This window comes from Nonomuraea sp. NPDC048892 (genome assembly GCF_040649735.1).
Lineage (GTDB): Bacteria > Actinomycetota > Actinomycetes > Streptosporangiales > Streptosporangiaceae > Nonomuraea > Nonomuraea maheshkhaliensis.
The window spans coordinates 576,485-601,650 of the sequence record NZ_JBEZFZ010000004.1; the positions used below are offsets into that span (position 1 = coordinate 576,485).

Sequence of the window (25,166 nt, forward strand, 5' to 3'; positions counted from 1 at the left end):
GAAAAGGCCGGTCAGACCGCAATCATGCGCCTCCATGACGTGATCTTTGCCCGCCGGGTTCAGCGCTGGACGAACAGCTCTCCTCCGGCCGGGCACGGCACGCGTACCGTGAGAGCCATGGAGGGTGTCGCGCGCTACGACGAGATCGCCGACTTCTACGCGTCCGGCTGGAGCGACACCATCGACGACCCGGCCTCACTGCGCCTGCTCGCCCTCCTGGAGCCGATCGCGGGCCGCCGCGTGCTGGAGCTCGCCTGCGGGCACGGCCGGATCAGCCGCGAGCTGGCCCGCAGGGGCGCCGAGGTCGTGGGGGCCGACATCTCGGCCGCCCTGATCGGCAAGGCCGAGGCCGCCGAGCACGCGGCCCCGCTGGGCGTGCGTTACCTGCACGCCGACGTCACAGCCGAGGGGAGGCTGCGCGAGCTGGGCACGTTCGACGCGGTGGTGTGCGCTTTCGGCCTGTCCGACATCGACGACCTGGACGGCGCGGTCGCCACCGCCGCTGCCGCGCTGCGCCCGGGAGGGCTCTTCGTCTGCTCGATCCTGCACCCGTGCTTCCCGGGCGGCCCCGGCGTCTCGGGCTCCTGGCCCGCCCACGCGAGCTACCGGGCCGAGGGCTGGTGGCGGGCCGACGGCGAGCTTTCGTCGCTGCGCCGCCAGGTGGGCGCCAACCACCGGACGCTGGCGACGTACGTCAACACGTTCCGCCGTCACGAGCTGTGGCTGGACGAGCTGGCCGAGCCCGAGCCGGACCCGGTCTGGGCGGCGCGCCGGCCGGAGGCGGCCAGGCACCCCGTCTTCCTTGTCATGAGATGCGTCAGCGGCGCGGTTTCCGGTCCGGACGGCGTGACAGGGCCGGCACCAGGCCGCGTGGCATGAAGAGCACCACCACGATGAGCACCAGCGCATACACCGCGTACGACAGCACGCTCGGCGCGTACGTCGGCATCCCCGGCAGCGAGGCCAGCCGGTCCAGCCCCTGCACCAGCAGCGTGATCGCGGTGGCCCCGACGACGGCGCCCCAGATCGTCCCCAGCCCGCCGACCACCGCCATCACGATGTACTGGATGGAGATGAGCACGGGGAAGGACCCGGGCGCGACGTACCCGGTGTAGAAGCAGTAGATGCCCCCGGCGAGTCCGGCGAAGGTGGCCGACAGGGCGAAGACCACCAGCTTGTAGCGGCCCACCGGGATGCCCGAGGAGGCGGCGGCCGTCTCGCTGGTGGCCAGCGCGCGCAGCGCGCGGCCGGGGCGGGAGGAGATCACGTTGTGCGTGATCAGCATGACCAGCGCCAGCCCGCCCCAGGTCAGGTACGCGTACGCCGCCGCCCCGTCGGCCTCGAACGAGCCCACGCCGAACTGCGGGATCGCCTGCAGCCCGATGTCCCCGCCGGTGAACTCCAGCTGCCCGGCCAGCGACAGCAGGATGAGCTGCATGGCGAGCGTGGCGAAGGCCAGGTGGTGGCCGCGCAGGCGGAGCAGCGGCGTGCCGATGACGAGGGCGAAGACGGCCGCGGCCACGGGGGCGGCGAGCAGACCGACGAGTGGGGGCACGCCGCCCAGCGACAGCAGCGCGGCGGTGTAGGCGCCGATGGCGTAGAAGGCGCCCTGCCCGAGGGAGACCTGGCCGGCGTACCCCATGAGCAGGGAGACCCCGGCCGTGACGATGGCGGCCAGGCCGAGCAGGATGTAGACGGCCAGCGCGCTGTCGTCGAGCGTCGCGGGGAGCACGAGGGTCACGGCGGCGACCAGGACGACGGCGGCCGGTCTGACATACCTGGTCATACCGTCTCCTCCGAGATGGCGGAGCGGCGACCGGCCTGCACGATCATGACGATGATCATCAAGCCGAGGGCCACCTCCAGCTGGTGGGAGCCGTAGCCGTACCCGGCGGCCATGGTCTCGGCCACGCCGAGCAGCAGTGCGCCGAAGAGCGCGATCACCGGCCGGGTGAGCGCGCCGAAGACGGCGGCGGCGAAGCCGTTGACGATGAGCGTCACGTCCGTGTCGAACGAGATCGGCCGCAGCGGCGTCACCAGCACCCCGGCGATGCCGCCGAGCAGCCCGCCGAGCGCGAACGCCAGCAGCCCCATCTTGCGGACGTCGATGCCGACGACGCGGGCGGCGTAGGGGTTGGAGGCGCAGGCGGTCAGCGCCTTGCCCAGGTAGGTGCGGCCGAAGAAGAGCGCGAGCAGCACGAACGTGGCCGCCGTGACGCCGATGACGAGCAGGTGCTGGGTCTGGATGTGGGCCCCCGCGACGGTCACCGAGCCGGCCAGCCCGGGGGCCGAGCGCGGCTGGTCGCCCCACAGGACGATCTCCACGGCGTACGCGAGCACGCCCACCCCGAGCGTGACGATCAGTGAGGCGAGCGGCGTGGTGCCGGGCTTGCCGATGGCGGCCAGCCCGGTCAGCAGGCCCGCCACCGCCGCCGCGAGCACGGCGGCCAGCTCGCTCAGCCCGTGCGGGAAGCCGAGCCCGAGCAGGGAGGAGGTGCACAGGCCCGCGACGACGGCGAACGTGCCCTGGGCGAAGTTCACCACGCCCGTGACGCGGTGGATGGTGACCAGGCCGCTGGCGATGAGGGCGATGGCGCAGCCGACCGCCAGACCGTTCAGCAGATAGCTCAGGAACGCGCTCATGTGACGGCACCGCCCAGGTAGGCGGCCGCCACCCGCGGGTCCCCGGCCAGTTCGGCGCAGGCCCCCTCGGTCACCAGCCGCCCGGACTCCAGCACGTACGCCCGCGAGCACAGCTCGAACGCCAGCCGCGCGTTCTGCTCGATGAGCAGCACCGTCAGCCCCTGCGTCCGGTTCAGCTCGGCCAGGTGCGCGGCCAGGTCGGCGGTGACGTTGGGGGCGAGCCCGAGCGACAGCTCGTCCACCACCAGCGCCTCCGGGCGCGACATCATCGCCCGCCCGAACGCCACCATCTGCTGCTCGCCGCCGGACAGCACGCCCGCCCGCCGCCCCGCCAGCTCGGCCAGCCGGGGCAGCAGCTCGTAGACGTGGGAGGGGTCGCGCAGGCCCGAACGCCAGCCGCCGAGGGCGAGGTTGTCGGCGACGGACAGGTCGGGGAAGAGCTGGCGGCCCTCGGGGATGAGCGCGAGCCGCCCGCCGATCCGCACCATGCCCGACGCGGGGGCGATCAGGCCGGCCAGCGTGTTGGCCAGGGTGGACTTGCCGGCGCCGTTCGGGCCGAGCAGGGCCACCATCTCGCCGTCGCCGACCGTGAGCGTGAGGTGGTCGAGCGCGGTCGCGGTGCCGTACGAGACCACCAGGTCCTGGACCTCGATCATGAGGCCTGTCCGAGGTAGGCGGCCAGCACCAGCGGATCGGCGCGGATCTCGGCGGGCGGGCCGTCGGCGATCACCTGGCCCAGGTCGAGCACCACGACGCGGTCGGCGAGCCGGGTCACGAACGCCACGTCGTGCTCGACCAGCAGGATCGTCAGCCCGCTCGCCCGCAGCTCCTCCACCAGCGTCGCCAGCCGTTCGCGTTCCTCGCCGCGCAGCCCGGAGGCGGGCTCGTCGAGCAGCAGCAGGCGGGGCCGCGCGCACAGGGCGCGGGCCAGTTGCAGGGCCCGCTGCTGGCCGATCGGGAGCCGGTCGGCGGGCCGGTCCGCCCATTCGGCCAGCCCCACGCGTTCGAGCGCGACGTCGGCCTCGGCGGCGATCTCGCGCTCGTCGCGCCGGTGGCGCGGCAGCCGCAGCGCGGCGGAGACGAACCCGGCCGTGGTGCGCCCGTGCGAGCCCACCATGACGTTCTCCCTGACCGTCATGCCGCGGAACACGCGGGCCGCCTGGAAGACGATCGACATGCCGAGGCGGGCCCGCCGGTGCGGCGCGAGCCGTTCCACCCGGTGCCCGAGGAACGTGATCCGGCCGTGGTCGGCCGCCAGATGCCCGGTGATCAGGTTGAACAGGGTGGACTTCCCGGCCCCGTTCGGGCCGATCACCCCGCAGACTTCGCCGTCCGCGACGCTCAGTGAGACGTCGCGGACGGCGTAGACGCCCCCGAAGCTCCGGGAGACCCCACTGACCGAGAGCGCGCTTTCGTCCGGCACGCCTCACCCCGCCGCGTTGACGGTCTTGGTGAGCTGCTCCTTGGCCCACTCCGTCGGGACGAACTGGCCGTTCTTCACCGTGTTGACCGAGATGTACTCGGGCGACAGGCCGGAGTGGTCGGTGGCGGAGTAGCGGAAGCGGCCGTTGGGCGTGATCAGGTCCATGCTCTCCAGCGCCTGCTGGATCTTGGTCTTGTCGGTGCTGTTCGCCTTCCTGATGGCCTCGAACAGCAGCAGCGAGGCGCTGTAGCCGTCCTGGGCGAACTGCGGGGGCGGATAGCCGTGTTTCTCCTGGTACGGCTTGGCCATCTGGTCGATGACCTGCTTCTGCTTGCCCTCCGGCAGGTGGTCGCCCACCACGCCGATGGCGCTCTGCACGGTCATGCCCTCGGCCGCGGCGCCCATCGGCTCCAGCCACAGCTTGCTCGCCTGCGACGCGGTCAGGAACAGCGGCGTCTTCAGCCCCGAGGCCACGTACTGCTTGGCCGCCGTCACGCCGGGCGCGCCCGAGCCCCAGAACACCAGGGCCTCGGCCTTGGAGTCGCGCACGTGGGTGAACATGGGGCTGAAGTCGGAGGTGGTGGTCTCGTACGGCTCGTCCACGGCGATGGTCACGCCGTACTTGGGTGCCAGGGCCACCATCGCCTTGTGTCCTGAGACCGAGTAGGCGCTCTTGGAGTCCCAGCCGACCGCGATCGTCTTGATGCCCTCGGCCTGGATGTACTGCAGGTAGCGCTCGGCGTACATGCTGGACAGGGCCGGGGTGACGAAGATGTAGGACTTGATCGGCTCGACCTGCTCCTGTGCCGGCGCCAGCGACAGGTACGGCATCTTGTCGCGCTGCGCGAGCGGCTCGACCGCCAGCGCCGAGTTGGAGAACACCGGGCCGATCACCGCGTCGATCTCGCCCTTGATCTGGTTGTAGGCCACGATGCCCTGGTCGGGAGCGGTTTTGTCGTCGCGCGTCACCAGTTCGACCTTGCGGCCCAGCAGCCCGCCTTGGGCGTTGACCTGCTCGACCGCCAGCTCGACGGCCTTCTTGTCCTCGCTGCCGAGCGGGGTGTAGTTGCCGGTCAGGGAGACGATGAGACCGACCTTGATCGGGTCGGCGCCGCCGGAGCTCTGCTCGCCTCCGCCTCCGCCACACGCGGTCACGGCCAGCAGCAAGCAGGCCAGGGACGGTAGAAGCCTGCGCATCTGGACCTCCTGGACCGGGCGATGTGGCCCCGAATGTAGGCAGGTACATTACGGCTGTCAATAGAGTGCCGAATTTCGGGAGACAAGCTGTTATGAGGCCCCAATCGGTGATTCTGACCTTCCTCGGGGACCACGTATACGGCCGCGGGGTCTGTGTCTCGTCGGGCAGCTTCATCGAGGCGTTCGCCAGGGTCGGGATCTCGGAGGAGGCCACCCGCTCGACGCTGACCCGGATGGTGCGGCGCGGCCTGCTGCGCCGGCAGCGCTCGGGCCGGCGCATGTACTTCGGTCTCACCCCGACCAGCACCGAGGTGCTCAAGGACGGTGAGCGGCGGATCTGGCACAGCGGTGTGGTCAACGACGCCGACGAGGACCGGTGGACGCTGATCGGCTTCTCGCTGCCCGAGTCCTGGCAGCGGCAGCGGCACGAGTTGCGCTCCCGGCTGGTCTGGGCCGGGTTCGGCCCGTTGCGGAACGGGCTGTGGATCGCTCCCGGCGAGGTGGACGCGGCCGGCGTGATCGACGACCTGGGCGCGAACGTCCGGGTCTTCTCCGCCGAGCCGCGCTCGCCGACGGACATGCAGGCCCTGGTCGCCGACGCCTACGACCTGGCCGGGCTGGGCGCCCGCTACCGCGACTTCCTGCGCCGCTGGGACCAGGCCGATCCGGCGTCTGACGCCCCCGACGACCTGGCCAGGTCGCTGACGCTGCTCACCGACTGGCTGGAGATCATCAGGACCGATCCGCGGCTGCCGCTGCGGCACCTGCCGCACGACTGGCCGGCCGAGAAGGCGCAGCGGGTGTGCCACACGCTGCACGAGCGGTTCCGGCCGGAGGCGGCGCGGGTGGTGGCGGGGCTCCTCGACACCGTGCCCGATGAAACTTGGGCAGAACGGTGACAGCGATCGCATAGTGGCCTAACTTGAGGGCTTGAGCGCGGAGGAGTGCCGATGCGGAATCAGGGGATGGGGTCGTGGCCCGCGCGCAGGGCACGTATGACGCCGGAGCGGGTCGCGCTGTCGTACCGGGGGCGCGATCACACCTACCGCGAGCTGTGCGAACGCGTGAACCGGCTGGCCTCCGCGCTGGCCGCGAGCTTCGGGGTGCGGCGCGGCGACCGGGTCGCCTTCCTCGGCGTCAACCAGCCCTCGGCGGTGGAGACGTTCTTCGCGGCGGGGCTGCTGGGGGCCGTGTTCGTGCCGCTCAACACCCGGCTGGCCCCGCCCGAGCTGCGCTACGTCCTCCAGGACGCCGAGCCGTCGGTCCTCGTGCTGGGCGAGGAACGCGACGGCGACGGACTGCCGGGCCGGCACCTGACCGCCGGCGACTACGAGGCGCTGCTGGCGTCGGGGTCGCCCGAGCCCGTCGACGAGCCCGTGGGCCACGACGACGTGTGCCTGATCATGTACACCTCGGGCACCACGGGTCATCCCAAGGGCGCCGTGCTCACCCACGGCAACCTCACCTGGAACACCTTCAACCTGCTCGTGGACGTGCCGCTGGCGCACGACGAGGTGGTGCTGATCAGCGCGCCGCTGTTCCACATCGCGGCGCTGGCCCAGACGCTGGTGCCGAGCGTGCTCAAGGGCGGGCGGGTCGTCCTGGAGCCGTCGTTCGACGTGGAGCGCACGTTCGACCTGATCGAGTCCGAACGGGTGACGGTGATGTTCGGGGTGCCGTCGATGTTCGGCTTCCTCGCCGGCTCTCCGCGCTGGGACAAGGCCGACCTGTCGAGCCTGCGGCACCTGCTGTGCGGAGGCGCGCCCGTGCCCGAGCCGCTGATCAGGACCTACCAGGAGCGCGGGCTGCTGTTCCTCCAGGGCTACGGCATGACGGAGGCCGCGCCGGGCGCGCTCTTCCTGGGCGCCGAGCGTTCCGTCGAGAAGGCCGGCACGGCCGGCGTGCCGCACTTCTTCTCCGACGTGCGGCTGGTCGCCCCCGACGGCTCGCCCGCGAGGCCCGGTGAGCCGGGCGAGCTCTACGTGCAGGGCCCCAACGTCATGCCCGGCTACTGGCGGCGGCCCGAGGCGAGCGCCGAGGTGCTGTCGGCCGACGGCTGGTTCCGCTCCGGCGACGTCGGCGTCGCCGACGAGGACGGCTACGTGCGTATCTCCGACCGGATCAAGGACGTGATCATCTCCGGCGGCGAGAACGTCTACCCCGCCGAGGTGGAGGGCGCCCTGTACGAGCACGCCGCGGTGGCCGAGTGCGCGGTGATCGGGGTGCCCGACCAGAAGTGGGGCGAGGTGGGCAAGGCGCTCGTGGTGCCGCGCCCCGGCGCCACGGCCGCGCCGGAGGAACTGCTGAAGCACCTGGACGGCCGCCTGGCCCGCTACAAGATCCCGAAATATGTTGAATTCGTGGCTGAACTGCCTAAGAACGCGGCGGGCAAGCTGCTCAAGGCCCCGCTGAGAGAGCTCTACGGAGGATGATCGCCCATGCGTACCTCACCGCCCTTCCGTGCCGACCACGTCGGAAGCCTGCTCCGCCCGCCGGAGTTGCTGCGTGCCCGGCAGACCCTCACCGGCGAGGCGCTGCGCGAGGTGGAGGACGAGGCGATCAGGGCGGTCGTCCGCGGCCAGCGTGAGGCGGGCCTGCAGAGCGCCACCGACGGGGAGTTCCGCCGGGCCTCCTGGCACATGGACTTCATCTACCAGCTCGGCGGCATCGGCCAGGCCGCCGACGAGCAGATCACGGTGCGCTTCCACAACGAGCAGGGCGACATCGAGTTCACCCCGGCCGCCCTGCGGGTGCACGACCGGATCCGGCTGAACGAGCCGATCTTCGCCGACGACTTCGCGTTCCTGCGCGACACGGTGGAACCGGGGGTGACGCCCAAGCTGACCATCCCGTCGCCGAGCATGGTGCACTACCGCGGCGGCCCCGCCTCCATCGACCCCGGCGTCTACCCCGACGTGGAGGAGTTCTGGCGGGACCTGAGCGCCGCCTACGCCGAGCAGGTACGCAGGATCGGCGCGCTGGGCTGCACGTACCTGCAGTTCGACGACACGAGCCTGGCCTATCTGAACGACCCGGCGCAGCGCGCGGAGCTGAGCGAGCGCGGCGACGACGCCGAGCACATGCACCTGCGTTACATCAAGCAGATCAACGCGGCACTCGCCGCCAAGCCGGCCGGCATGACGATCACCACGCACATGTGCCGGGGCAACTTCCGCTCCTCGTGGGCCGCCGCCGGCGGCTACGACTTCGTGGCCGAGGCGCTGTTCGGCGAGCTGAACGTGGACGGGTTCTTCCTGGAGTTCGACGACGAGCGCTCGGGCGGCTTCGAGCCGCTGCGGTACGTGCCGCCCGGCAAGATGGTCGTGCTCGGCCTGGTCACGACCAAGCGCGGCGAGCTGGAGTCGAAGGACACGCTCAAGCGGCGGATCGACGAGGCGGCCAAGTTCGTCGATCTCGACCAGCTCTGCCTGTCGCCGCAGTGCGGGTTCTCCTCGACGCTGGAGGGCAACGAGCTCACCGCCGACGAGCAGTTCGCCAAGCTCCGCCTCATCGTCGAGACCGCCCAGGAGGTGTGGGGCAGCGCTTAGAGCGTCACCACCGTGCCGCTGAGGCGGGCGCGTTCGGCGGCCCAGACGACGCGGTGCGTCATCAGGCTCTGCTCCGCGTCCGAGCGCAGGAGCGTGGCGTCGCCCGAGGCGACGGCGGCGAGGAAGGCGTCGGTGAGCCCCTCGTCGCCGCCCCCGTGGCCGTCGGCCGCCGACGGGCCGCCGGCCTCGGCGACGGTGACGGTCTCCTCCTCGCCGGTGCGGAAGTCCACGACCCGCAGGGTGCCGCCGTCGCCCTCGATGTAGCCGTGGGTGCCGAACAGGCGGGTGCGGCGGTGCTCCATCGGGGTGAACGCGCTCATCGTGAACGAGCACGTGCCGCCGTCGTCGAACTCCATCACCACCTCCTGGTGGTCGACCACGTCGTTGTCGCAGGCGTACACGCAGCGTCCGTACGGGCCGGTGCGCAGCGCCTCCAGCACGTCGGCCTCGGTGCGCCCCGGCGTGACGGCCCCGAGCGGCCAGAACTCGCTCTCGGGGTCACCGAGACAGCCCAGGTAGAGCCGCGGCGCCGAGTACGGGCAGGACGGCTCCAGCGGGCAGTCCAGGCACCGGTCGGCCGCGGCGGTGGGCCGCTCCTCGGCGCGGAAGTGCGACAGGGAGCCGAACGACGACACCCGGACCGGCGGCCGGCCGAACAGGTGCACCAGCCAGTCCACGTCGTGGCAGGCCTTGGCCAGCAGCATCGGCGCCGAGGTGTCCGCGCGCCGCCAGTGGCCGCGGACGAACGAGTGCGCCTGGTGCCACCAGCCGACCGGCTCCAGGTGCTGCACGCTGACCAGCCGGCCGATCCGGCCCTCGTCCAGCAGGTCCTTCACCACCCGCGTGTACGGCGTGTAGCGCAGCACGTGGCAGACCGCCAGCATGATGCCGTTGCGCACGGCCGCCGCGGCGATGGCGGCCGCCTCCGGCTCCTCCGTGGCCATCGGCTTCTCCAGGAGGATGTGGTAACCGAGGCCGGCCAGCGTCACGGCGGGGTCGGTGTGCATCCGGTCCTGGGTGGCGATGACGGCCGCGTCCGCCAGCCGGCCGGCCGCCGCCAGGTCCTTCCAGTCCTCGTGCACCCGCTCGGGCGCTATCCCGAACTCGGCCGCGAACGCCGCCCGCCGCACGGGATCGGGCTCCGCCACGGCGACCACCCGCCCGGCTCCCGTCGCGTGCGCGCGGCGCGCGTACGTCAGCCCTCGCAGGCCGCCGCCGACGACGGCTAGAGTCACCTCAGTCATTGGAACCTTCCCCCCGAACAAATATCATGGAGACCATCATTATTCGGTTCTGGATAGCTGACAGCAAGGGGGGGCGATGGCCGGGGATGTGACCGGCGGCGACCTGTCCAGGCTGCGGCAGCTCAACGCGCAGGCCGTGATCAAGGTGTTGCAGGGCAGCTCGTCGCTCACGCTGACCGAGGTGGCCAGGAGCACGGGGCTGTCACGCGCGTCGACCGAGGACGTGGTGCGCGAGCTGCTGCAGAAGGGCTGGGTCGCCGAGGCGGGCGCCACGGCGGGCGGGGTCGGCCGCCCGGCCAGGCGCTATCGGTTCAGGTCCGAGGCGGGCCGGGTGCTCGGCGTGGACATCGGCGGGCACAAGATCCGCGCGGTGGTCGCCGACCTCGACGGCGAGGTGCTGCACAGCGCGCGGGTCGCGGTGCCGCCCGAGATGGGCCGGCTCGAACGCCTGGCGGCGGTGGACCGGGCGGTCGCCGAGTGCCTGGAGGGCGCCGGGCTGACCGGCGGCGACGTGTGGGCCTCGGGCGTCGGCACCACCGGCCTGGTGGACGGCGCCGGCCGGGTGCTGCTGTCGGACGCGCTGCCCGAGTGGACCGGCGTCGACCTGGCCGCCCACGTACGCCGGATGTGCCCCGCCCCGGTGCTGGTCGAGAACGACGGCAAGCTCGCCGCCCTGGCCGAGTGCTGGCGCGGCGTGGCCCGCTACGCCAAGGACCTGGTGTTCCTGCTGGCCGGGCTGCGTACGGGAGCCGGCCTGATCATCGACGGCAAGCTGCACAGGGGCTTCGCCAACGCCTCCGGCGAGATCGGGGCGCTGCCGGTGCTGGGCTGGATCCGCGCCCAGGAGCACCTGGTGGCCGCCAGCGGCGAGGCGGGCGACGTGTTCGCCGCCGCGCGGGAGGGCGACAAGGCGGCGGTCGCGGCCGTGCGCCGCTACGTCAAGGACCTCGCGCTCGGGGCGTCGGCGCTGGTCCTGACGCTGGATCCGCAGATGGTCGTGGTCGGCGGCGGCTACTCGCGCTCGGCCGACGTGCTCATCGAGCCGCTCAAGCGGGAGCTCGACCGCTGGTGCATCCGCACCCCAGAGGTGCGCATGTCGGCGCTGGGCGACGAGGCCGTGGTGCTCGGCGCCGTCCGGCTGGCGCTCGACGACGTCGAGGACCGGGTGCTCGACGGCCGCAGCCCGCTCGTGAGCCATCTGTAACACGCCCAGCTCTTGCCAACTATTTCACTGGACTCCATCATTACTCCCACGTTCTAGGAGAGGACTGGGAGATGTGGAAGTCGGCACGGAGCGGTGCGGCCCTCCTCTGCGCGGCACTGCTCGCCTCCGCCTGCGGCGGCGGTGAGCAGGCCGGCGGCACGGACGCGCAGCCCGGAGAAAAGGTGACGCTGTCCTACGGCGTCTGGGACGCCACCCAGCAGGCGGTCATGCAGGAACTGACCGCGGAGTTCACCAAGACGCACCCGAACGTCACCGTCAACGTCCAGCTCACGCCGTGGGCCGACTACTGGACGAAGATGAAGGCCGCCGTCACCGGCGGCGCCGCGCCCGACGTCTTCTGGATGAACGGCCCCAACTTCCAGCTCTACGCCTCCAACGGCGTGATCAAGCCGATCGAGGAGCAGGTCGACACCTCCGTCTACCCCAAGGCGCTGGTGGACCTCTACACCTACGAGGGCAAGCTGTACGGCCTGCCCAAGGACATGGACACCGTCGGCGTCTGGTACAACAAGACGCTCTTCGACCAGGCCAAGGTGAAATATCCGGCCGACGACTGGACCTGGGCCGACTTCAAGGAGACCGCGGCCAAGGTCACCGACCCCGCCAAGGGCGTCTACGCCGTCGGGGCCGAGCTGACCAGCTTCCAGGAATACCAGTACAACACCATCTACCAGGCCGGCGGCCACGTGATCTCGCCCGACGGCAAGAAGTCCGGCTACGACGACCCCAAGACGATCGCGGGCCTGAAGTTCTGGACCGACCTCATCGCCGCCAAGCAGTCGCCCGACCTCAAGACCATGACCGACACCGCCCCGCTGCAGCTCTTCGAGGCCGGCAAGCTGGCGATGTACTGGGGCGGGTCCTGGAACGTGGCCGAGTTCGGCAAGAACGACTACACCAAGGACAAAGTCGACGTCGCCCCGCTGCCCAAGGGCGAGAAGCAGGCCACGATCATCCACGGCGTCGCCAACGTGGTGTCGGCCAAGACCGAGCACCCGGCCGAGGCGCTGGAGTTCGTCAAGTTCCTCGGCTCCAAGCCGGCCGCCGACATCCTCGGCAAGAAGGGCCCGATCCCGGCCTACAACGACACCCAGAACGACTGGGTGGCCGCCCATCCCGAGTGGAAGCTGCAGACGTTCCTCGACGCGGTCTCGTACGCGGTGCCGTACCCCGTCTCCAAGAACACCGCCGCCTGGCAGGAGGCCGAGCTCACCCACCTCACCAAGGCGTGGACCGGCGAGGTGCCGGTCGAGAAGGCCGCCGCGGACCTCGCGGCCGGCATGAACGACCTGCTGGCCAAGGAGTGACGTGACCACCACCGCCGGAACGCGGCCCCCGCGCTCGTCCGCGGGAGCCGCCCACGCGGCGAAGCGGCGCGGGCCGCGCACCGAGGCCCTGTGGGGGTACGCGTTCATCGCCCCCACCGGCCTCGGCCTGGCCGTCTTCTACCTGTGGCCCGTCCTGCAGACCGTCTACTTCTCCTTCACCGAGTGGGGCGCGTTCGGCGGGCACACCTGGGTCGGCCTGGAGAACTACACGCGGCTGTTCGCCGACCCCGAGGTCGGCCGGGCGGTGCTCAACACCCTCATGTACACCGTGCTCGGCCTGCTCGGCATCCCCGTCGCCATCGTGTTCGCCGCGCTGATCAACCGGCCGGGGCTGCGCGGGGTGAGCGTCTACCGCACGGCGTTCTTCCTGCCGGTGGTCACCATGCCGGTCGCGGTCGCGATGCTCTGGCGCTGGCTCTACAACGGCGACTACGGCCTGGTCAACCAGGTGCTCTCGGTGGCCGGCATCGACGGGCCCAACTGGATCGCCGACCCGGCCACCGCCATGTACGCCCTGGTCGTGGTCGGCATCTGGAGCAGCGTCGGCTACAACCTGATCATCTTCCTGGCCGGCATGCAGGGCATCCCCAAGGAGCTGTACGAGGCCGCCTCCATGGACGGCGCCGGCCGCGTCCGCCAGTTCTTCAAGATCACGCTGCCGATGTTGTCGCCGACCGCGTTCTTCATCTCGATCGTGTCCGTGATCGGCTCGCTGCAGCTCTTCGACCTGGTCTTCGTGATGACCGGGTCAGGCCAGTCGGCGCGGGCCAACCCGGCGTACTCGCGGTTGCAGACCGTCGTGCAGCTCTTCTACGAGCGGGCCTTCGTCACGAACGACCGCGGTTACGCCGCCGCCATCGTGATCGCGCTGCTCGTGCTCATCGCGGCGCTGACGGTCGCGCAGTTCCGCCTCCAGCGCAAGTGGGTGCACTATGTCTGAGCGCCGCCCGCTGGGCGTGCACGCCGTCCTCACCATCTCGTCGCTACTGATGGTGGCGCCGTTCGCCTGGCAGATCATCACCTCGCTCAAGACGCTCAGCAGCGCCACCGCGGTGCCGCCGACGTTCCTGCCCGAGGGGCGCTGGGACAACTACGGCAAGGTCTTCGATCTGCTGCCGTTCGGCGAGCAGTTCCTCAACACCGTGATCATGGCCGCGGGCCGGGTGACCGGGCAGGTGCTGTTCTGCTCGATGGCCGCCTACGCCTTCGCCCGGCTGCGCTTTCCCGGCCGGAACCTGCTGTTCGGCGTCTTTCTGTCGGTGCTCATGGTGCCGCCGCAGCTGTTCGTGATCCCGCAATATCAGATCATGTCCTCGCTCGGCTGGCTCAACAGCCTCCAGGCGATCATCGTGCCCGGCCTGTTCAGCGCGTTCGGGGTGTTCCTGCTGCGGCAGTTCTTCCTCGGCCTGCCGCGCGAGATCGAGGAGGCGGCCCGGCTCGACGGGGCCGGCCCCGTGCGCATCTACTGGTCGGTCATGCTGCCGCTGGCCCGGCCAGGGCTGATCGCGCTGGGGATTCTGACCCTGCTGTGGGCGTGGAACGACCTGTTCTGGCCGCTGGTGGTCAACACCGATCCGGAGAAGATGACGCTGTCGGCGGGGCTGGCGGCGCTCCAGGGGCAGTACCAGACCGACTATCCCGTGCTGATGGCCGGCTCGCTGATCGCCTCGCTGCCCGTGATCGCCGTCTTCGTGTTCCTGCAACGGCAGTTCATCCAGGGCGTCGCCCACACCGGCAGCAAGGGCTGAGCCGGGCTCCGCTCGGTGTGGGCGCGCGCCTCACCTGGTGACGATCGTGGTCAGGGCCCGCGGTGGCAGCGTCACCGTGCGGCCCTTGACCGGGGCGGGCGTGAGCGAGCGGGTCTCGTCGGTCACGTACGCCGCCGCCCGGCCGCGCACGCCCTGCCAGGTGACGGGAGCGGTGCCGGTGTTGAGCGCCACGACCACCCGCGAGCCGTCACGGTTGCGGAACGCTGAAACTTTCACCGCCGGATCGGCCGCCGACGCCTCCAGCCGCACCGCGCCGGGACGGATGAACCTGCTGTAACCGGCCAGCGCCCACAGCCGCTTCGACACGTGGTACTGCTTGGCCTCGTCGTCGAGCTGCAGCAGCGCCCTGGTCGCGCCGCGCGAGCCGCCCAGCCAGTAGACGTACGCGCTGACCTGGCCGAGCGTGAGCGCGTCGTGCACGGCCCGGGCGATGGTCAGGCCGTCGTAGCCGCTGCCGTCGTCCCAGTTCTCGTTCCAGGTGTCGCCGTTGGGGTTCCACTCCGACATCCAGGTCTTCCTGGTGGTCGGCAGCGGGCCGTCCACCGGACTGGCGTAGGTGTGGCCCGTGTGCGTCTTCACCCAGCGGCGGGCCTCGGGGTCGGCCTCGATCGCCGCCGTGTACGCCTTCGACTCGGTCCAGCCGAAGGAGTCGCAGCAGGTCAGCTTGACGTCCTTGGCGATCGGGCCGAGGACTTTCACGAATTCGGCGGCCTGCTCGGGGGTGAAGCGCATGGAGGCGTACGTGGCCGTCCAGTCGGGCTCGTTCGTGAACCCCAGGTCGGTGATCTTGATGCCCTCGCGGCGGTAGAACTTCGTGTAGGCGACCAGGTAGTTCGCGTACGCGCGGCGCCACTCGGGCAGGAGGGTGCCGCCGTTCTTGTCGTCGCCGTTGTCCTTCATGTAGCCGGGGGCGCTCCAGGCGTCGGCGAAGAACCGTTCGACGCCGTACCGCTTGGCCTCCTTGGCCACCCAGACCTGGCTGTTGTCGTCGCCGTCCCACACGTATTCCGGCGGGGCGTCGGGGCCGCCGGGGTTCTCGGGCTGGATCGACACCATGTGGTCGTACGGGCTGCCGGCGGGGGAGGAGCCGATGCCGAGCCGCAGGATGCTCAGCCCCGCTCCCTTGGTGCGGTCGAACCACAGGTCGAGGACCTCCCGCTGCTGGGCGGGCGACAGGGCGGCGAGCAGTTCGTTGCGGCGGAAGGCCTGGGAGATGCCGAAGCCGTCGATCTCCTGGTGCCGGACGCGGTCGTTCACGGTGATGGCCGGCGGGCCGGCGGGGGGTGTGGGGTGCACGGCGGGCAGGCCGAGCAGCGAGATGGCGACGAGTCCTCGTAACATGGCGCCTCCGAAAGTTTCGGGGTCGTGACCGATAGATTTCGTCGATCGCCGGAACCGTAAACTCGCGAAGGCGCCCCCGTCAATGAGTGCCGTCAAGTGCGGATTGGCGGCCGGGCCGCCCCGAGGGCCTTTTCCTGACTCGCCGTCTAGTGGTGCGTGGACTCGGCGCGTTCCTTGATGGCCAGCATCTGGCGGCGCGTGGTGAGGAAGTCGCCGAGGTCCGTCGTCGCCAGGTAGGTGGTGCCGCGCACGCCCGGCTCGGCGCGGACGCGGGTGCGGAAGATCATCCGGGTCGCGCCGTCCACCTCGCGCAGGGAGATGGAGCAGGTGGTGGTGGCGTCGGCGCCGCGCATGGCCAGGACGAGCGTGTGCGGGGGGTCGAGCTGCTCCACGATGAACGCGCTGCCGTCGTTCCGGCCGAGCAGCACGTCACCGACCTTGAGCCCTTGACCGGCGGCCTCCTCCCCGGCGGCGCCGGCCGAGGCGGCGGGCCGGTCGGGTGCGGCGCCGGGGCGATGGCCGCCGAGCTCGATCAGCCAGGGCCAGACGCCGGCCGGCGGAGCCGCCACCGTGATCGCGCGGGTGGCCTGGTACTGCGCGCGGGCGGCCAGGTCGTCGCCGGGCATCTCCGCGTGGACCTCGCGTTCGTCGGCGCCCCAGCGCAGCTGCCAGGGCCGGAGTGCGAACAGGTAGCCTGCAGCCGCTCCGGCGGCGAGCCTGAACACCGAGCGCGGCACGAGCGAGAACATACGGACTCCTTCGGTCGGCTGTCGGAACGCCCAGTCTCCGACGGGTCCCGCGCCGGATCAACCCGGCACCCGCGACCGGCGCACCACGGCGTCGGCGCCACGAGTGGACCGGGCCGCGGCGGCGTGCCCGGTGGCGCCACAGACGTGCTGGTCAGGGGAGTGCGTCCGGTGGCGGGGTGACGGGCGTGCCTGGTGCGGGCGGGTCGGGGCTGATGATGAAGTCCTCCGGCCACATCGTGAGCTGGATCCCGGCCCCGGCCCCGATGACGACGTCGTGCAGGTTGCCCCGCTCCAGCTTCGGGATCAGGAACAGCTCGTCGTCCCGGTTGACCGGGTCCGCGCGCAGCCAGCCGTCGAAGCCGTCGAAGGTCGCGAACCCCGCCGCCAGGTACGGCACGATGCGCCGGAACAGCTTCGGCCACATCACCAGCCGTTCCAGCTCCGCCAGGTCCCGCACGGTGGCCGCGCCCTCCGGGTCGGCGTCCGAGCGCGGCCACAGCCCTGAGCCCTTGCGCCTGGCCGTCCGTGACACCTCCGCGAGGTGCGTGCGCAGGTCCGCGGGCAACGTCGCGTAGAACGCCGGGTAGGCGTGCCCGGCGGCCAGCAGTTGCGCGTTCACGGAACGATCGGCCAGCGGGACGTCCACGAACACGCTGGTCCCGTCCGGGTCCGGATGGTCCCCGGCGTAGCAGAACGCGATCATGCGGCCGTTGGCGTCGATGCCGTTGGAGAGCACGTGGCCGCGCAGGGAGTCCTGGTCGGCCGAGCGCACCCGGTTGGGCAGGTCCTCCCAGAAGGTCACGTTCGTGAAGCCGAGCAGCCGCAGCAGCTCGTCGCGGGCCGCGTAGGCGCCGTCCTCCTCCTGATGGCTCTCCGCGAAGTGCGTCTCCAGGGCGTCGATCGCCTCCAGCCGCGCGGAGACACCGCGCGCGGTGAGCGCCGCCGGCCGGCCGGAGCGCCGTGGCAGCGCCTCGACCAGGGCGGGCGTGTCGGGCAGGAACTTGACGGTGTCGCCGTCGGGCTCGGGGCCCTGACGCGGCCGGTCCGGATACCGGATCACGAAGCTGCCGCGGATCAGGGTGTAAGTCATGATGGCCCCCCATCGGTATCGGTTCGTCCCCCGACAGGTCGCCAGCGGAGCGTAACCCGCCGGGACGCGGCGGTCCATGGACAGAGCGGTGTATCGCCGCAGTGCGGGGGGACGGCGGGAGATGCCGGCGGCTCAGCTGCCGCCTTCGCCCCGGTGACGGCGGGATGCGGGACGCTCGGCCGGCTGGTCGGGCCGGCTCGCGCCACGACTGCCGGCACCGCCTTGACCGCCCCGCGCGTCATCGCCGCGACCCCCATCGCCGCCGCCATCGCCGCCGCGATCGCCGCGAGCGCCCTGGCCGCTGCGACCTCGACCGTCGCGGCCATCGTCGCCGCCGCGACCGCCGTTGCCACCGCGACCGGATCGGCCGCCGTGAGCGTCCTTGCCACCGTGACCGGCAGGGGAGCCATTGCCGCCGCGGTCGCTTCGACTGCCTTGGCTGCCGTGGGTGCTGTGGCCGAGGCCGGGGGGTTGGGGGCCGTAGCCGAAGGTGCCCATCATGCCCTGTTCCTGGTGGTACAGGTTGTGGCAGTGGAACATCCATTCGCCGGGGTTGTCGGCCTGGACGTCGATGTTCAGGCGCTCGCGCGGCTTGATGTTCACCGTGTCCTTGCGCGGCCCGCCCCACCCCGTGCCGCGCAGCTGGAAGGTGTGGCCGTGCAGGTGCATCGGGTGCCACATCGGCGACTGGTTGTCCAGGACGATCCTGATCGTCTCGCCCCGCTCCACGCGCAGCCGCATCGGGTCGTTCGCGAGCCGGTCGTTCATCGTCCACTCGTTGCCCGACGGCCGCATGCCGAGCGTGACGGTCACCCTCCTGGCCGGGCGCGGGAGCTCGTCGGAGTCGCGGGCCTCCAGGTCGGCGTAGGTGAGGATGCGGCCGTTCAGCTCGGGCAGCCGGACGTTCCTGTTCGGGGTGGAGGCGAGCTTCGTCGTACGGACGACGGCGAACGCCCGCGCCTGTTTGCCCTCCGCCTCCGCCACCAGCGGGAACGCCCCCGGCCCCAGCCGGACGAGGAAGTCGTACCGCTCGCCCATGCCGATGAGGAACGTGTCCACCGTGACCGGCCGGCACGGGAAGCCGTCGGTGTGGGTGATGGCGATGCGGTGACCGCCGAGCGCCACCCGGAACGGGGTGTCGGCCGCCGCGTTGATCACCCGGAACCGGACGAGCCGCCCCGGACGGCTGGTGAAGACCGCGGGCGCGTCCGGCGTGCGGCCGTTGACCAGATGGTACGGATGGCGCAACTCGCCCACCACCCCGCCCAGCAGGTCGCTGCGCAGCGTGTCGTCGTGCTCGGTACTGGCGTTGAGCCGGCGCAGCGCGTCGTCGGGCGTGCCCGAGACGCCGTCGAGCCAGTCGTCGAGCAGGACCGTGAACTCCTCGTCGTACCCGAGCGGCTCGCGCGGGTCCTCGACGATCAGCGGCCCGTACAGGCCGCGGTCGTTCTGCATGCCGACGTGCGAGTGGTAGAAGTACGTGCCCGGGTCGGGCACCTCGAAGACGTAGTCGAATGTGCCGCCAGGCCGGGTCGGCTGCTGGGTGTAGCCGGGGGCGCCGTCCATCCGGGGGTCGATCCTGATGCCGTGCCAGTGCACGGTGGTCGGCGCGGGCAGGTCGTTGACGAGCCTGGCCCTGACGACGCCGCCGGCGGTGGCATCGATGCGCGGCCCGGGCAGCGACTCGCCGTACGCCCAGGTGGAGACGGTACGCCGCCCCAGCGAGACCGACGCGGGACGCGCCCGCAACGTCACCCCGCGCGACGGCCGCGCCACCCTGCTGCCGATGCCGCCGGCGCCCTGGACGCCCTGGACGCCCCCGACGCCCCCGGTGGCCGCCCCTGCGGCGGCCGGTGTGGCGCCCAGGGCGGCGAACATGCCGGTGACGAACAACCTGCGAGAAACCGGACCCCGCGCGCGTGCCGAACCATTCACAACAGATCCCCCCATCCACCTGGCAAGGTAACCGAGAGTGATCAAGAAATCCGCGCGCCACGCTTCAGCGGCACGCGGGCCGCCTCCGCCCCCGGCCGGTGACGCTCATCCGGAATCGGCTCTTGATCCGGGTGGAGGGTGCGGCATACGGTGTTAATCGATTCACATCGGTCGCGAGCCGAGGCGTGACATCCCTCCACGCGCCGACCTGCCTGCCGAGATCCAGCCTCCGAAATTACCCTAATCTCCTGTAGGGAATGCTAGGTTATTCGACTAACATGAGACCAACAGCGCGACAAGTGGCCGAACTGGCGAACGTGTCAGTGGCGACCGTCTCCTACGTGCTCAGCGGCAAAGACCGTCCGGTCGCCGCCGAGACCAGGCAGCGGGTGCTCGACGCCGCCAGACAGCTCGGCTACACCCCCAACCAGGCCGCCAGGAGCCTGCGCAAGCGCCGCACCCAGCGGGTCTGCCTGGTGCTCAGCTCGTTCGGCGGCGTGCCGAGCGACGAGCGCCTCGCCACGGACCTGCACGAGATGGCCGACGCGCGGGGCTACTCCGTGGTGTCGCTGTCCGTCTACTCAGAGGCCCGCGCGAAGGCCGCGGTCGAGGTGCTGCGCGGCGGCATCGCCGACGGCGTCCTGATCAACCTCGTCGGCGACCACCTCACCCGCGACCTGCTCTCCGGCCTGGCCGCCACCGGGCTGCCGATGGTGGTGATGAGCAACGAGAGCGGGCTCGAAGGCTGCGACGTCGTCCGTACCCCCGAGGCCGAGGCGACCGCGGAGGCGGTCGAGCACCTGCTGGCGGGCGGGCGCCGGCGCGTCGCGTTCATGGCGCACCGGCACGAGGTCTACCGCGACAAGCCCGCCGGGCGGCTGCTCGGCTACACCACGGCCCTCGACCGGCACGGCGTCGAGGAGCGGATCGTCACCGGGGGCGCGGACGACCGCGTCTCGGCGTACCAGACGGCGACTGAGCTGCTGAGCTCGCCCGACCGGCCCGACGCGATCTTCGCCGCCTCCGACCGGGCGGCGATCAGCGCCATCTGGGCGGCCAGGGACCTGGGGCTGAGCGTGCCGCAGGACGTCGCGATCGTCGGCGCGGGCAACATCGACGAGGGTCTCATCAGCAATCCGCCGCTCAGCACCGTCGGCCCGCTCCGGCACGACTACACCGACGTCGTACGCCTGCTCTTCGACCGCCTCCAGGCCGAGGAGCCGCCACCCGCCCGCGAGATCGTCCGTTCGTGGACCTTCATCCGGCGGGGCTCGTCCTAGAAGGGAAACCCCGAGATGCATTCCCACCCCTCACGCCGTGACCTGTTCCGTCTCGCCGGGGCGGCCGCCGCCGTGCCGGTGCTGGCGTCCTGCGCGGGAGCGCCCACCACGCAGAGCGCCGCCCCCGGCACCTTCACCGTCTACTGGAACGCCGGCCACGACTACCAGGCCTACCGCAAGATGATCGCTGAGTTCGAGCAGGCCAACAAGGTCAAGGTCAACCTGCAGAAGTACCAGTGGCCCGACCTGCGGACCAGGCTGCTGGCCGACTTCGCCTCCGGGACCGTTCCCGACCTGGTGGAGGAGCCCGGCGGGTGGGTGCAGGAGTTCGCCGTCTCCGGCAACGCCCGCTCGCTGCAGGACTACGTCGACCGCGACGGCGCGGCGATGGGCTTCCCCTCGGACTGGCAGCCGGTGACGGTCGAGCGCAACTCCTACCAGGGCAAGGTGTACGGGGTGCAGCTGCACCTGACCTGCAACACGCTGCTCTACAACAAGGCGATGCTCCGCGACGCGGGCGTGGAGGTGCCCGCCACCTGGGAGGAGTTCCTCGACGCGGCCAAGAAACTGACCAAGGACGGCGTCCACGGCGTCGCGCTCAACCAGGACTACACCTACCTGTGGCCGTGGATGGTGCAGGCCGGCGTCACCCCGTACGACCCGCAGACCGGCAAGGTGATGACCCCGATCGAGGACGCGGTCGCCGCCCTGCAGTTCCAGGCCGACCTGGTGCACAAGCACAAGGTCGCCCCCGTGCCGGTGTCGGGCACCGACTACTCGGGCCCGCAGAAGCTGTTCTCCGCCGGGCGCGCCGCCATGATCCTCACCGGCCCCTGGGACCTGGAGCCGATCAGGAAGACCAGCCCGGACATCGACCTGGGCGTCGCGCCGCCGCTCAAGCACAAGGTGGCGGCCACGCAGGCGGCCGGGGTCAGCATGTTCGTGCCGGCCAAGGCGACCAGGCCCGACCTGTCGTGGGACTTCATCAAGCGCATCACCACCCTCGACGTCGAACGGGCCGCCACCAAGGAGACCGGCATGCTCATGCCGCGCGTCTCCTGGGCCGAGCTGCCCGAGGTGCGCTCGGACGCGGCGCTCAAGGTCTTCGCCGACGCGCTCCCGGGCGCCAAGGACTCCTCCCAGCAGGTACGCCTGACCGGTAAGCTGGGCAAATGGGAGGAGGAGCTGAAGGTCATGTACCAGCAGGTGCTCATCCAGAACCGGCCGGCGGACGAGACGCTGCGCAGGTTCGCCGCGAACGCCGAGGGCTTCCTGAAGTGAGCCCCCGCACCCTGCGAAGCCTTGCAACGCCCCGCACGTTGCAGGGCCGGTACGCCAGGACCGCCTACCTGTTCCTGCTGCCCGCGATCCTGTTCTTCGCCGCCTTCTTCTACCTGCCGATCGGCAACGTGGTGGCCACCGGCTTCCGCACGGGCCCGATGGCCGACCAGTGGGCGGGCCTGGGCAACTACGGTCAGGCCCTGTCCGATCCGGCCGTCCGGCACTCGTTCCTGATCACGGCCGGTTTCGCGGTGATGGTGGTGATCGGGTCGATCGTGCTCGGGCTGGCCCTGGCCATGGCGATCGACCAGCCGCTCAGGGGCCGGGTGGTGTTCCGGGTGCTGCTGCTGGTGCCGTACCTGACCTCGGTGGCCATCGTCGGCCTGCTGTGGCGTAACATCCTCGACCCCGACCTCGGCGTGCTGAACCGGGTGCTGGGCGCGATGGGGCTGCCGGGACAGGCCTGGCTCAACACAGCGCCGCTGCTCACGATCGCCGCCGTCACCCTCTGGCAGAGCGTCGGCTACACGATGGTGCTGTTCCTGGCCGGGCTGCAGGGCATCCCCGAGACCTACCACGAGGCCGCCAAGATCGACGGGGCCGACGCCTGGCGCCGCTTCTGGCGGATCACGCTGCCGCTGCTCGCCCCGACCACGCTGTTCGTGTCGGTGATGGCGGTCATCTCGGGGCTGCAGGCGTTCGGGCAGGCGTACATCATCACCGGCGGCGGGCCGGGCGACGCCACCGACCTGTCGGTCTTCCACATCTTCAACGTCGCCTTCCGTACCAGGGACTTCGGCTACTCCTCGGCGCAGTCGGTGCTGCTGCTGATCGTGATCGTGGCGTTCACCCTGATCCAGCTCAGGGCGGGGCGGCGCGGGGAGGTCACGTACTGATGCGCAGGCCGCTGCTCTACACCCTGCTCGGCCTGGCCTGCCTGGCCACGGTGCTGCCGCTGCTCTACATGGTCTCGCTGTCGCTCCAGACGGAGGCCGAGACGCTGTCGGCCGACGCCGTCCTGTGGCCGGACTCGCCGCAGTGGGGCAACTACGCCGAGCTGTTCGTCCGCGCGCCGTTCGGGAACTTCATCGTCAACAGCCTCGTCGTGGCCGGCTGCATCACGCTGGCGCACCTGCTGTTCGACCCGCTCGTCGGGTACGTCTTCGCCAAGTTCCGCTTCCCGCTGCGCAACACGTTGTTCGTGGCGCTGCTGGCCACGCTGATGGTGCCGTTCTTCGTGCGGATGATCCCGCTGTACGTGCTGATGGCCAACCTGGGGTGGCTCGACACGTACCAGGGGCTCATCACCCCGTTCCTCATGGACGCGTTCGGCATCTTCCTGATGCGGCAGTTCATCCAGCCCATCCCCGACGACCTGATCAGCGCGGCCCGCATCGACGGCGCCTCCGAGCTGCGGATCTACCGCAGTGTCATCCTGCCGCAGACGCGGCCGGCCCTCGCCGTGCTCGGGCTGTTCACGTTCGTCTTCCAGTGGAACGAGTTCCTCTGGCCGCTGGTCGCCACCAGCACGCCCGAGATGCGCACCATCCCGGTCGGGCTCACCCTGTTCAACCAGGAGTACTTCACGTTGTGGCACCTCACGGCGGCCGGCTCGGTGATCCTCTTCGTTCCCACGGCCGTCCTGTTCGTCCTGACCCAGCGGTACTTCGTCCGCGGCATCGCCCTGACCGGCCTCAAGTAACCCACACAAGGAGCTTTCACTCTTGCGTCCGAACGTGATCGTCGTCTTCACCGACCAGCAGCGGTGGGACACCGTCGGTCCCTTCACCCCGAACCTCGACCGGATGGCCAGGCACGGCACCCAGGCCACGGTGGCGATCACCCCGCAGCCGGTGTGCGCGCCCGCCCGCGCGGCCCTGCAGACCGGCCGCTACCCGACCACGACCGGCGTGCACCGCAACGGCCGCGTCCTGCCGCCGGAGGAGCGCACGCTGGCGCACCACTTCGGCGCGGCCGGCTACGCCACCGGCTACATCGGCAAGTGGCACCTGGCCGGCACCGAGCCGGTGCCCGAGGAGCGGCGCGGCGGCTACCGGTCGTGGCTCGGGGCCAACGCGCTCGAGCACACCTCCGACGCCTACCGGACGATCGTCTACGACGAGGCGAACGAGCCCGTCCTGCTGCCCGGCTACCGCTCCGACGCGCTGTTCGACGCGGCCGTGCGGTTCGTCGCCGACCACGCTGATCATGCCGCCGAGCCGTTCTTCCTCTTCCTGTCGCTGTTGGAGCCGCACCACCAGAACGAGACGGACGACTACCCGGCCCCCGACGGCTACGAGGAGCGCTACCAGGGCCGCTGGATGCCGCCGGACCTGGCCGCGCTCGGCGGCACCGCGCACCGGCACATGGGCGGCTACCTGGGTCAGGTCAAACGCCTGGACGAAGGGCTCGGCCGGCTGCTCGACGCGCTGCGCAGCATGGACCTGCTGGACGACACGATCGTGGCCTACACCTCCGACCACGGCAACCACTTCAAGACCCGCAACGGCGAGTACAAGCGCTCCTGCCACGACGCCTCCCTGCGGGTGCCGCTGGCGCTGCGCGGGCCCGGCTTCGACGGCGGCGGCGCGATCGGCCGGCCGGTCAGCACGCTCGACCTACCGCCGACGCTGCTGGACGCCGCCGGGCTTGACGTGCCCGAGGAGATGCAGGGCCGCTCGTTCCTGCCGCTGGTGCGCGACTCCCGCGCGGGCTGGCCCGAGGAGGTCTTCTTCCAGGTGAGCGAGTCGGAGGTGGGGCGCGGCATCCGTACGTCGCGGTGGAAGTACTACGCCGTGGCCGAGGGCGCCGACCCGTGGGACGTCCCTGCCGCCGATCGGTATCGCGAGCAGGCGCTCTACGACCTGGAGCATGATCCGTACGAGCTGGTCAACCTGGCGGGGTACGGCTCGCACGCCGAGGTCGCGGCCGGGCTGCGCGAGCGGCTGGTGCGGCGGATCGTGGCGGCGGGGGAGGCCGAGCCGGTCGTCGAGCCGGCCGTGGTGCGGGCGGGGCGGGAGCAGGCGATGCCCGATCCCGAGGTACGGCTGCGCGGCCCGAAACCGGTCCGCTACGGCCACCAGCCCCGCCCCTGACAGCCGCACCGCTGGGGG

Annotated in this window: 23 protein-coding genes; 13 read left to right on the forward strand and 10 right to left on the reverse strand. The window is 71.1% G+C overall.

What is annotated here, in order from left to right; all coding sequences use genetic code 11:
* Positions 1 to 117 precede the first annotated feature (117 nt).
* A complete protein-coding gene (locus tag AB0C28_RS16350) occupies positions 118 to 879 on the forward strand; it encodes a class I SAM-dependent methyltransferase (protein WP_358075114.1) in 762 nt (253 codons plus the stop codon).
* Here AB0C28_RS16350 and AB0C28_RS16355 read toward each other — a convergent pair.
* Genes AB0C28_RS16355 through AB0C28_RS16375 form a run of 5 tightly spaced genes read right to left on the reverse strand, consistent with a single transcriptional unit; the run spans position 818 to position 5,263 of the window.
* Positions 818 to 1,786, reverse strand: a complete 969-nt coding sequence (locus AB0C28_RS16355) for a branched-chain amino acid ABC transporter permease (RefSeq protein WP_358075116.1) — start codon at positions 1,784 to 1,786, stop codon at positions 818 to 820. The two genes, AB0C28_RS16350 and AB0C28_RS16355, sit on opposite strands and share 62 nt — an antisense overlap.
* Positions 1,783 to 2,643 carry a branched-chain amino acid ABC transporter permease gene (locus AB0C28_RS16360; protein ID WP_357836710.1) on the reverse strand — a complete coding sequence of 287 codons (861 nt, stop codon included), beginning with the start codon at positions 2,641 to 2,643 and terminating at the stop codon, positions 1,783 to 1,785. Before AB0C28_RS16360 ends, AB0C28_RS16355 begins: the two co-directional genes overlap by 4 nt.
* Positions 2,640 to 3,299: an ABC transporter ATP-binding protein gene (locus AB0C28_RS16365; protein ID WP_357836708.1), complete on the reverse strand. Its 660-nt coding sequence runs from the start codon at positions 3,297 to 3,299 to the stop codon at positions 2,640 to 2,642. The genes AB0C28_RS16360 and AB0C28_RS16365 overlap by 4 nt, the downstream gene beginning before the upstream one ends.
* Positions 3,296 to 4,066, reverse strand: coding sequence for an ABC transporter ATP-binding protein (locus tag AB0C28_RS16370; protein WP_357836706.1), 771 nt, complete (start codon positions 4,064 to 4,066; stop codon positions 3,296 to 3,298). Before AB0C28_RS16370 ends, AB0C28_RS16365 begins: the two co-directional genes overlap by 4 nt.
* Before the next feature lie 3 nt (positions 4,067 to 4,069).
* Entirely contained in the window at positions 4,070 to 5,263 is a 1,194-nt protein-coding gene (locus tag AB0C28_RS16375; protein ID WP_357836703.1) for an ABC transporter substrate-binding protein, read from the reverse strand.
* Between the two features lie 107 nt (positions 5,264 to 5,370).
* On the opposite strand from AB0C28_RS16375, the gene AB0C28_RS16380 reads away from it, so the two are divergent.
* The 3 genes from AB0C28_RS16380 to AB0C28_RS16390 are packed head-to-tail and all read left to right on the forward strand — an operon-like array spanning position 5,371 to position 8,811.
* The gene (locus AB0C28_RS16380; RefSeq protein ID WP_357836700.1) at positions 5,371 to 6,162 is read left to right on the forward strand and encodes a PaaX family transcriptional regulator C-terminal domain-containing protein; all 792 of its coding nucleotides are present in this window, start codon (positions 5,371 to 5,373) and stop codon (positions 6,160 to 6,162) included.
* A gap of 51 nt (positions 6,163 to 6,213) precedes the next feature.
* Positions 6,214 to 7,695 carry a long-chain fatty acid--CoA ligase gene (locus AB0C28_RS16385; protein ID WP_357836697.1) on the forward strand — a complete coding sequence of 494 codons (1,482 nt, stop codon included), beginning with the start codon at positions 6,214 to 6,216 and terminating at the stop codon, positions 7,693 to 7,695.
* A gap of 6 nt (positions 7,696 to 7,701) precedes the next feature.
* A complete protein-coding gene (locus AB0C28_RS16390; RefSeq protein ID WP_358075119.1) occupies positions 7,702 to 8,811 on the forward strand; it encodes a 5-methyltetrahydropteroyltriglutamate--homocysteine S-methyltransferase in 1,110 nt (369 codons plus the stop codon).
* On the opposite strand, the gene AB0C28_RS16395 is transcribed toward AB0C28_RS16390, so the two are convergent.
* Positions 8,808 to 10,055, reverse strand: coding sequence for a Gfo/Idh/MocA family oxidoreductase (locus tag AB0C28_RS16395; RefSeq protein WP_357836691.1), 1,248 nt, complete (start codon positions 10,053 to 10,055; stop codon positions 8,808 to 8,810). The genes AB0C28_RS16390 and AB0C28_RS16395 overlap by 4 nt on opposite strands.
* 76 nt (positions 10,056 to 10,131) lie before the next feature.
* Between AB0C28_RS16395 and AB0C28_RS16400 the strand changes: the two genes are divergently transcribed.
* The 4 genes from AB0C28_RS16400 to AB0C28_RS16415 all read left to right on the forward strand — a co-directional run bounded on the left by AB0C28_RS16400 (position 10,132) and on the right by AB0C28_RS16415 (position 14,356).
* Positions 10,132 to 11,259, forward strand: coding sequence for an ROK family protein (locus AB0C28_RS16400; protein ID WP_357836688.1), 1,128 nt, complete (start codon positions 10,132 to 10,134; stop codon positions 11,257 to 11,259).
* A 71-nt stretch (positions 11,260 to 11,330) separates the two neighbouring features.
* Positions 11,331 to 12,587, forward strand: coding sequence for a sugar ABC transporter substrate-binding protein (locus AB0C28_RS16405; protein ID WP_358075122.1), 1,257 nt, complete (start codon positions 11,331 to 11,333; stop codon positions 12,585 to 12,587).
* A gap of 1 nt (position 12,588) precedes the next feature.
* Complete coding sequence (locus AB0C28_RS16410; protein WP_358075125.1) at positions 12,589 to 13,548, forward strand: sugar ABC transporter permease; 960 nt, start codon at positions 12,589 to 12,591, stop codon at positions 13,546 to 13,548.
* Entirely contained in the window at positions 13,541 to 14,356 is an 816-nt protein-coding gene (locus AB0C28_RS16415; RefSeq protein WP_357836679.1) for a carbohydrate ABC transporter permease, read from the forward strand. Before AB0C28_RS16410 ends, AB0C28_RS16415 begins: the two co-directional genes overlap by 8 nt.
* Before the next feature lie 30 nt (positions 14,357 to 14,386).
* On the opposite strand, the gene AB0C28_RS16420 is transcribed toward AB0C28_RS16415, so the two are convergent.
* The 4 genes from AB0C28_RS16420 to AB0C28_RS16435 all read right to left on the reverse strand — a co-directional run bounded on the left by AB0C28_RS16420 (position 14,387) and on the right by AB0C28_RS16435 (position 19,435).
* Complete coding sequence (locus AB0C28_RS16420) at positions 14,387 to 15,718, reverse strand: glycoside hydrolase (RefSeq protein ID WP_358075128.1); 1,332 nt, start codon at positions 15,716 to 15,718, stop codon at positions 14,387 to 14,389.
* A 146-nt stretch (positions 15,719 to 15,864) separates the two neighbouring features.
* Positions 15,865 to 16,467 (reverse strand): hypothetical protein, encoded by a 603-nt coding sequence (locus AB0C28_RS16425; RefSeq protein WP_358075131.1) that lies wholly within the window; start codon positions 16,465 to 16,467, stop codon positions 15,865 to 15,867.
* Between the two features lie 151 nt (positions 16,468 to 16,618).
* Positions 16,619 to 17,557 (reverse strand): hypothetical protein, encoded by a 939-nt coding sequence (locus tag AB0C28_RS16430; RefSeq protein WP_358075134.1) that lies wholly within the window; start codon positions 17,555 to 17,557, stop codon positions 16,619 to 16,621.
* 132 nt (positions 17,558 to 17,689) lie between these two features.
* Positions 17,690 to 19,435 (reverse strand): multicopper oxidase family protein, encoded by a 1,746-nt coding sequence (locus AB0C28_RS16435; protein WP_358075137.1) that lies wholly within the window; start codon positions 19,433 to 19,435, stop codon positions 17,690 to 17,692.
* A gap of 335 nt (positions 19,436 to 19,770) precedes the next feature.
* Here AB0C28_RS16435 and AB0C28_RS16440 point away from each other — a divergent pair, with 335 nt between their 5' ends.
* Genes AB0C28_RS16440 through AB0C28_RS16460 form a run of 5 tightly spaced genes read left to right on the forward strand, consistent with a single transcriptional unit; the run spans position 19,771 to position 25,148 of the window.
* Entirely contained in the window at positions 19,771 to 20,772 is a 1,002-nt protein-coding gene (locus AB0C28_RS16440; RefSeq protein ID WP_358075140.1) for a LacI family DNA-binding transcriptional regulator, read from the forward strand.
* Positions 20,773 to 20,787: 15 nt separating this feature from the next.
* Entirely contained in the window at positions 20,788 to 22,053 is a 1,266-nt protein-coding gene (locus AB0C28_RS16445; RefSeq protein ID WP_357836661.1) for an extracellular solute-binding protein, read from the forward strand.
* Positions 22,050 to 22,949, forward strand: a complete 900-nt coding sequence (locus AB0C28_RS16450; protein ID WP_358075143.1) for a sugar ABC transporter permease — start codon at positions 22,050 to 22,052, stop codon at positions 22,947 to 22,949. Before AB0C28_RS16445 ends, AB0C28_RS16450 begins: the two co-directional genes overlap by 4 nt.
* Positions 22,949 to 23,755, forward strand: a complete 807-nt coding sequence (locus tag AB0C28_RS16455) for a carbohydrate ABC transporter permease (protein WP_357836655.1) — start codon at positions 22,949 to 22,951, stop codon at positions 23,753 to 23,755. The genes AB0C28_RS16450 and AB0C28_RS16455 overlap by 1 nt, the downstream gene beginning before the upstream one ends.
* A gap of 22 nt (positions 23,756 to 23,777) precedes the next feature.
* Positions 23,778 to 25,148 (forward strand): sulfatase-like hydrolase/transferase, encoded by a 1,371-nt coding sequence (locus AB0C28_RS16460; protein ID WP_358075146.1) that lies wholly within the window; start codon positions 23,778 to 23,780, stop codon positions 25,146 to 25,148.
* Positions 25,149 to 25,166: the final 18 nt, after the last annotated feature.

What these genes read in the sequence shown, in the direction of transcription:
- AB0C28_RS16350 (WP_358075114.1), top strand. Translation starts at nt 118, where the DNA reads ATGGAGGGTGTCGCGCGCTACGACGAGATCGCCGACTTCTACGCGTCC.
- AB0C28_RS16355 (WP_358075116.1), bottom strand. Translation starts at nt 1,786, where the DNA reads ATGACCAGGTATGTCAGACCGGCCGCCGTCGTCCTGGTCGCCGCCGTG.
- AB0C28_RS16360 (WP_357836710.1), bottom strand. Translation starts at nt 2,643, where the DNA reads ATGAGCGCGTTCCTGAGCTATCTGCTGAACGGTCTGGCGGTCGGCTGC.
- AB0C28_RS16365 (WP_357836708.1), bottom strand. Translation starts at nt 3,299, where the DNA reads ATGATCGAGGTCCAGGACCTGGTGGTCTCGTACGGCACCGCGACCGCG.
- AB0C28_RS16375 (WP_357836703.1), bottom strand. Translation starts at nt 5,263, where the DNA reads ATGCGCAGGCTTCTACCGTCCCTGGCCTGCTTGCTGCTGGCCGTGACC.
- AB0C28_RS16385 (WP_357836697.1), top strand. Translation starts at nt 6,214, where the DNA reads ATGCGGAATCAGGGGATGGGGTCGTGGCCCGCGCGCAGGGCACGTATG.
- AB0C28_RS16390 (WP_358075119.1), top strand. Translation starts at nt 7,702, where the DNA reads ATGCGTACCTCACCGCCCTTCCGTGCCGACCACGTCGGAAGCCTGCTC.
- AB0C28_RS16395 (WP_357836691.1), bottom strand. Translation starts at nt 10,055, where the DNA reads ATGACTGAGGTGACTCTAGCCGTCGTCGGCGGCGGCCTGCGAGGGCTG.
- AB0C28_RS16400 (WP_357836688.1), top strand. Translation starts at nt 10,132, where the DNA reads ATGGCCGGGGATGTGACCGGCGGCGACCTGTCCAGGCTGCGGCAGCTC.
- AB0C28_RS16405 (WP_358075122.1), top strand. Translation starts at nt 11,331, where the DNA reads ATGTGGAAGTCGGCACGGAGCGGTGCGGCCCTCCTCTGCGCGGCACTG.
- AB0C28_RS16415 (WP_357836679.1), top strand. Translation starts at nt 13,541, where the DNA reads ATGTCTGAGCGCCGCCCGCTGGGCGTGCACGCCGTCCTCACCATCTCG.
- AB0C28_RS16420 (WP_358075128.1), bottom strand. Translation starts at nt 15,718, where the DNA reads ATGTTACGAGGACTCGTCGCCATCTCGCTGCTCGGCCTGCCCGCCGTG.
- AB0C28_RS16425 (WP_358075131.1), bottom strand. Translation starts at nt 16,467, where the DNA reads ATGTTCTCGCTCGTGCCGCGCTCGGTGTTCAGGCTCGCCGCCGGAGCG.
- AB0C28_RS16430 (WP_358075134.1), bottom strand. Translation starts at nt 17,557, where the DNA reads ATGACTTACACCCTGATCCGCGGCAGCTTCGTGATCCGGTATCCGGAC.
- AB0C28_RS16435 (WP_358075137.1), bottom strand. Translation starts at nt 19,435, where the DNA reads ATGTTCGCCGCCCTGGGCGCCACACCGGCCGCCGCAGGGGCGGCCACC.
- AB0C28_RS16440 (WP_358075140.1), top strand. Translation starts at nt 19,771, where the DNA reads ATGAGACCAACAGCGCGACAAGTGGCCGAACTGGCGAACGTGTCAGTG.
- AB0C28_RS16445 (WP_357836661.1), top strand. Translation starts at nt 20,788, where the DNA reads ATGCATTCCCACCCCTCACGCCGTGACCTGTTCCGTCTCGCCGGGGCG.
- AB0C28_RS16455 (WP_357836655.1), top strand. Translation starts at nt 22,949, where the DNA reads ATGCGCAGGCCGCTGCTCTACACCCTGCTCGGCCTGGCCTGCCTGGCC.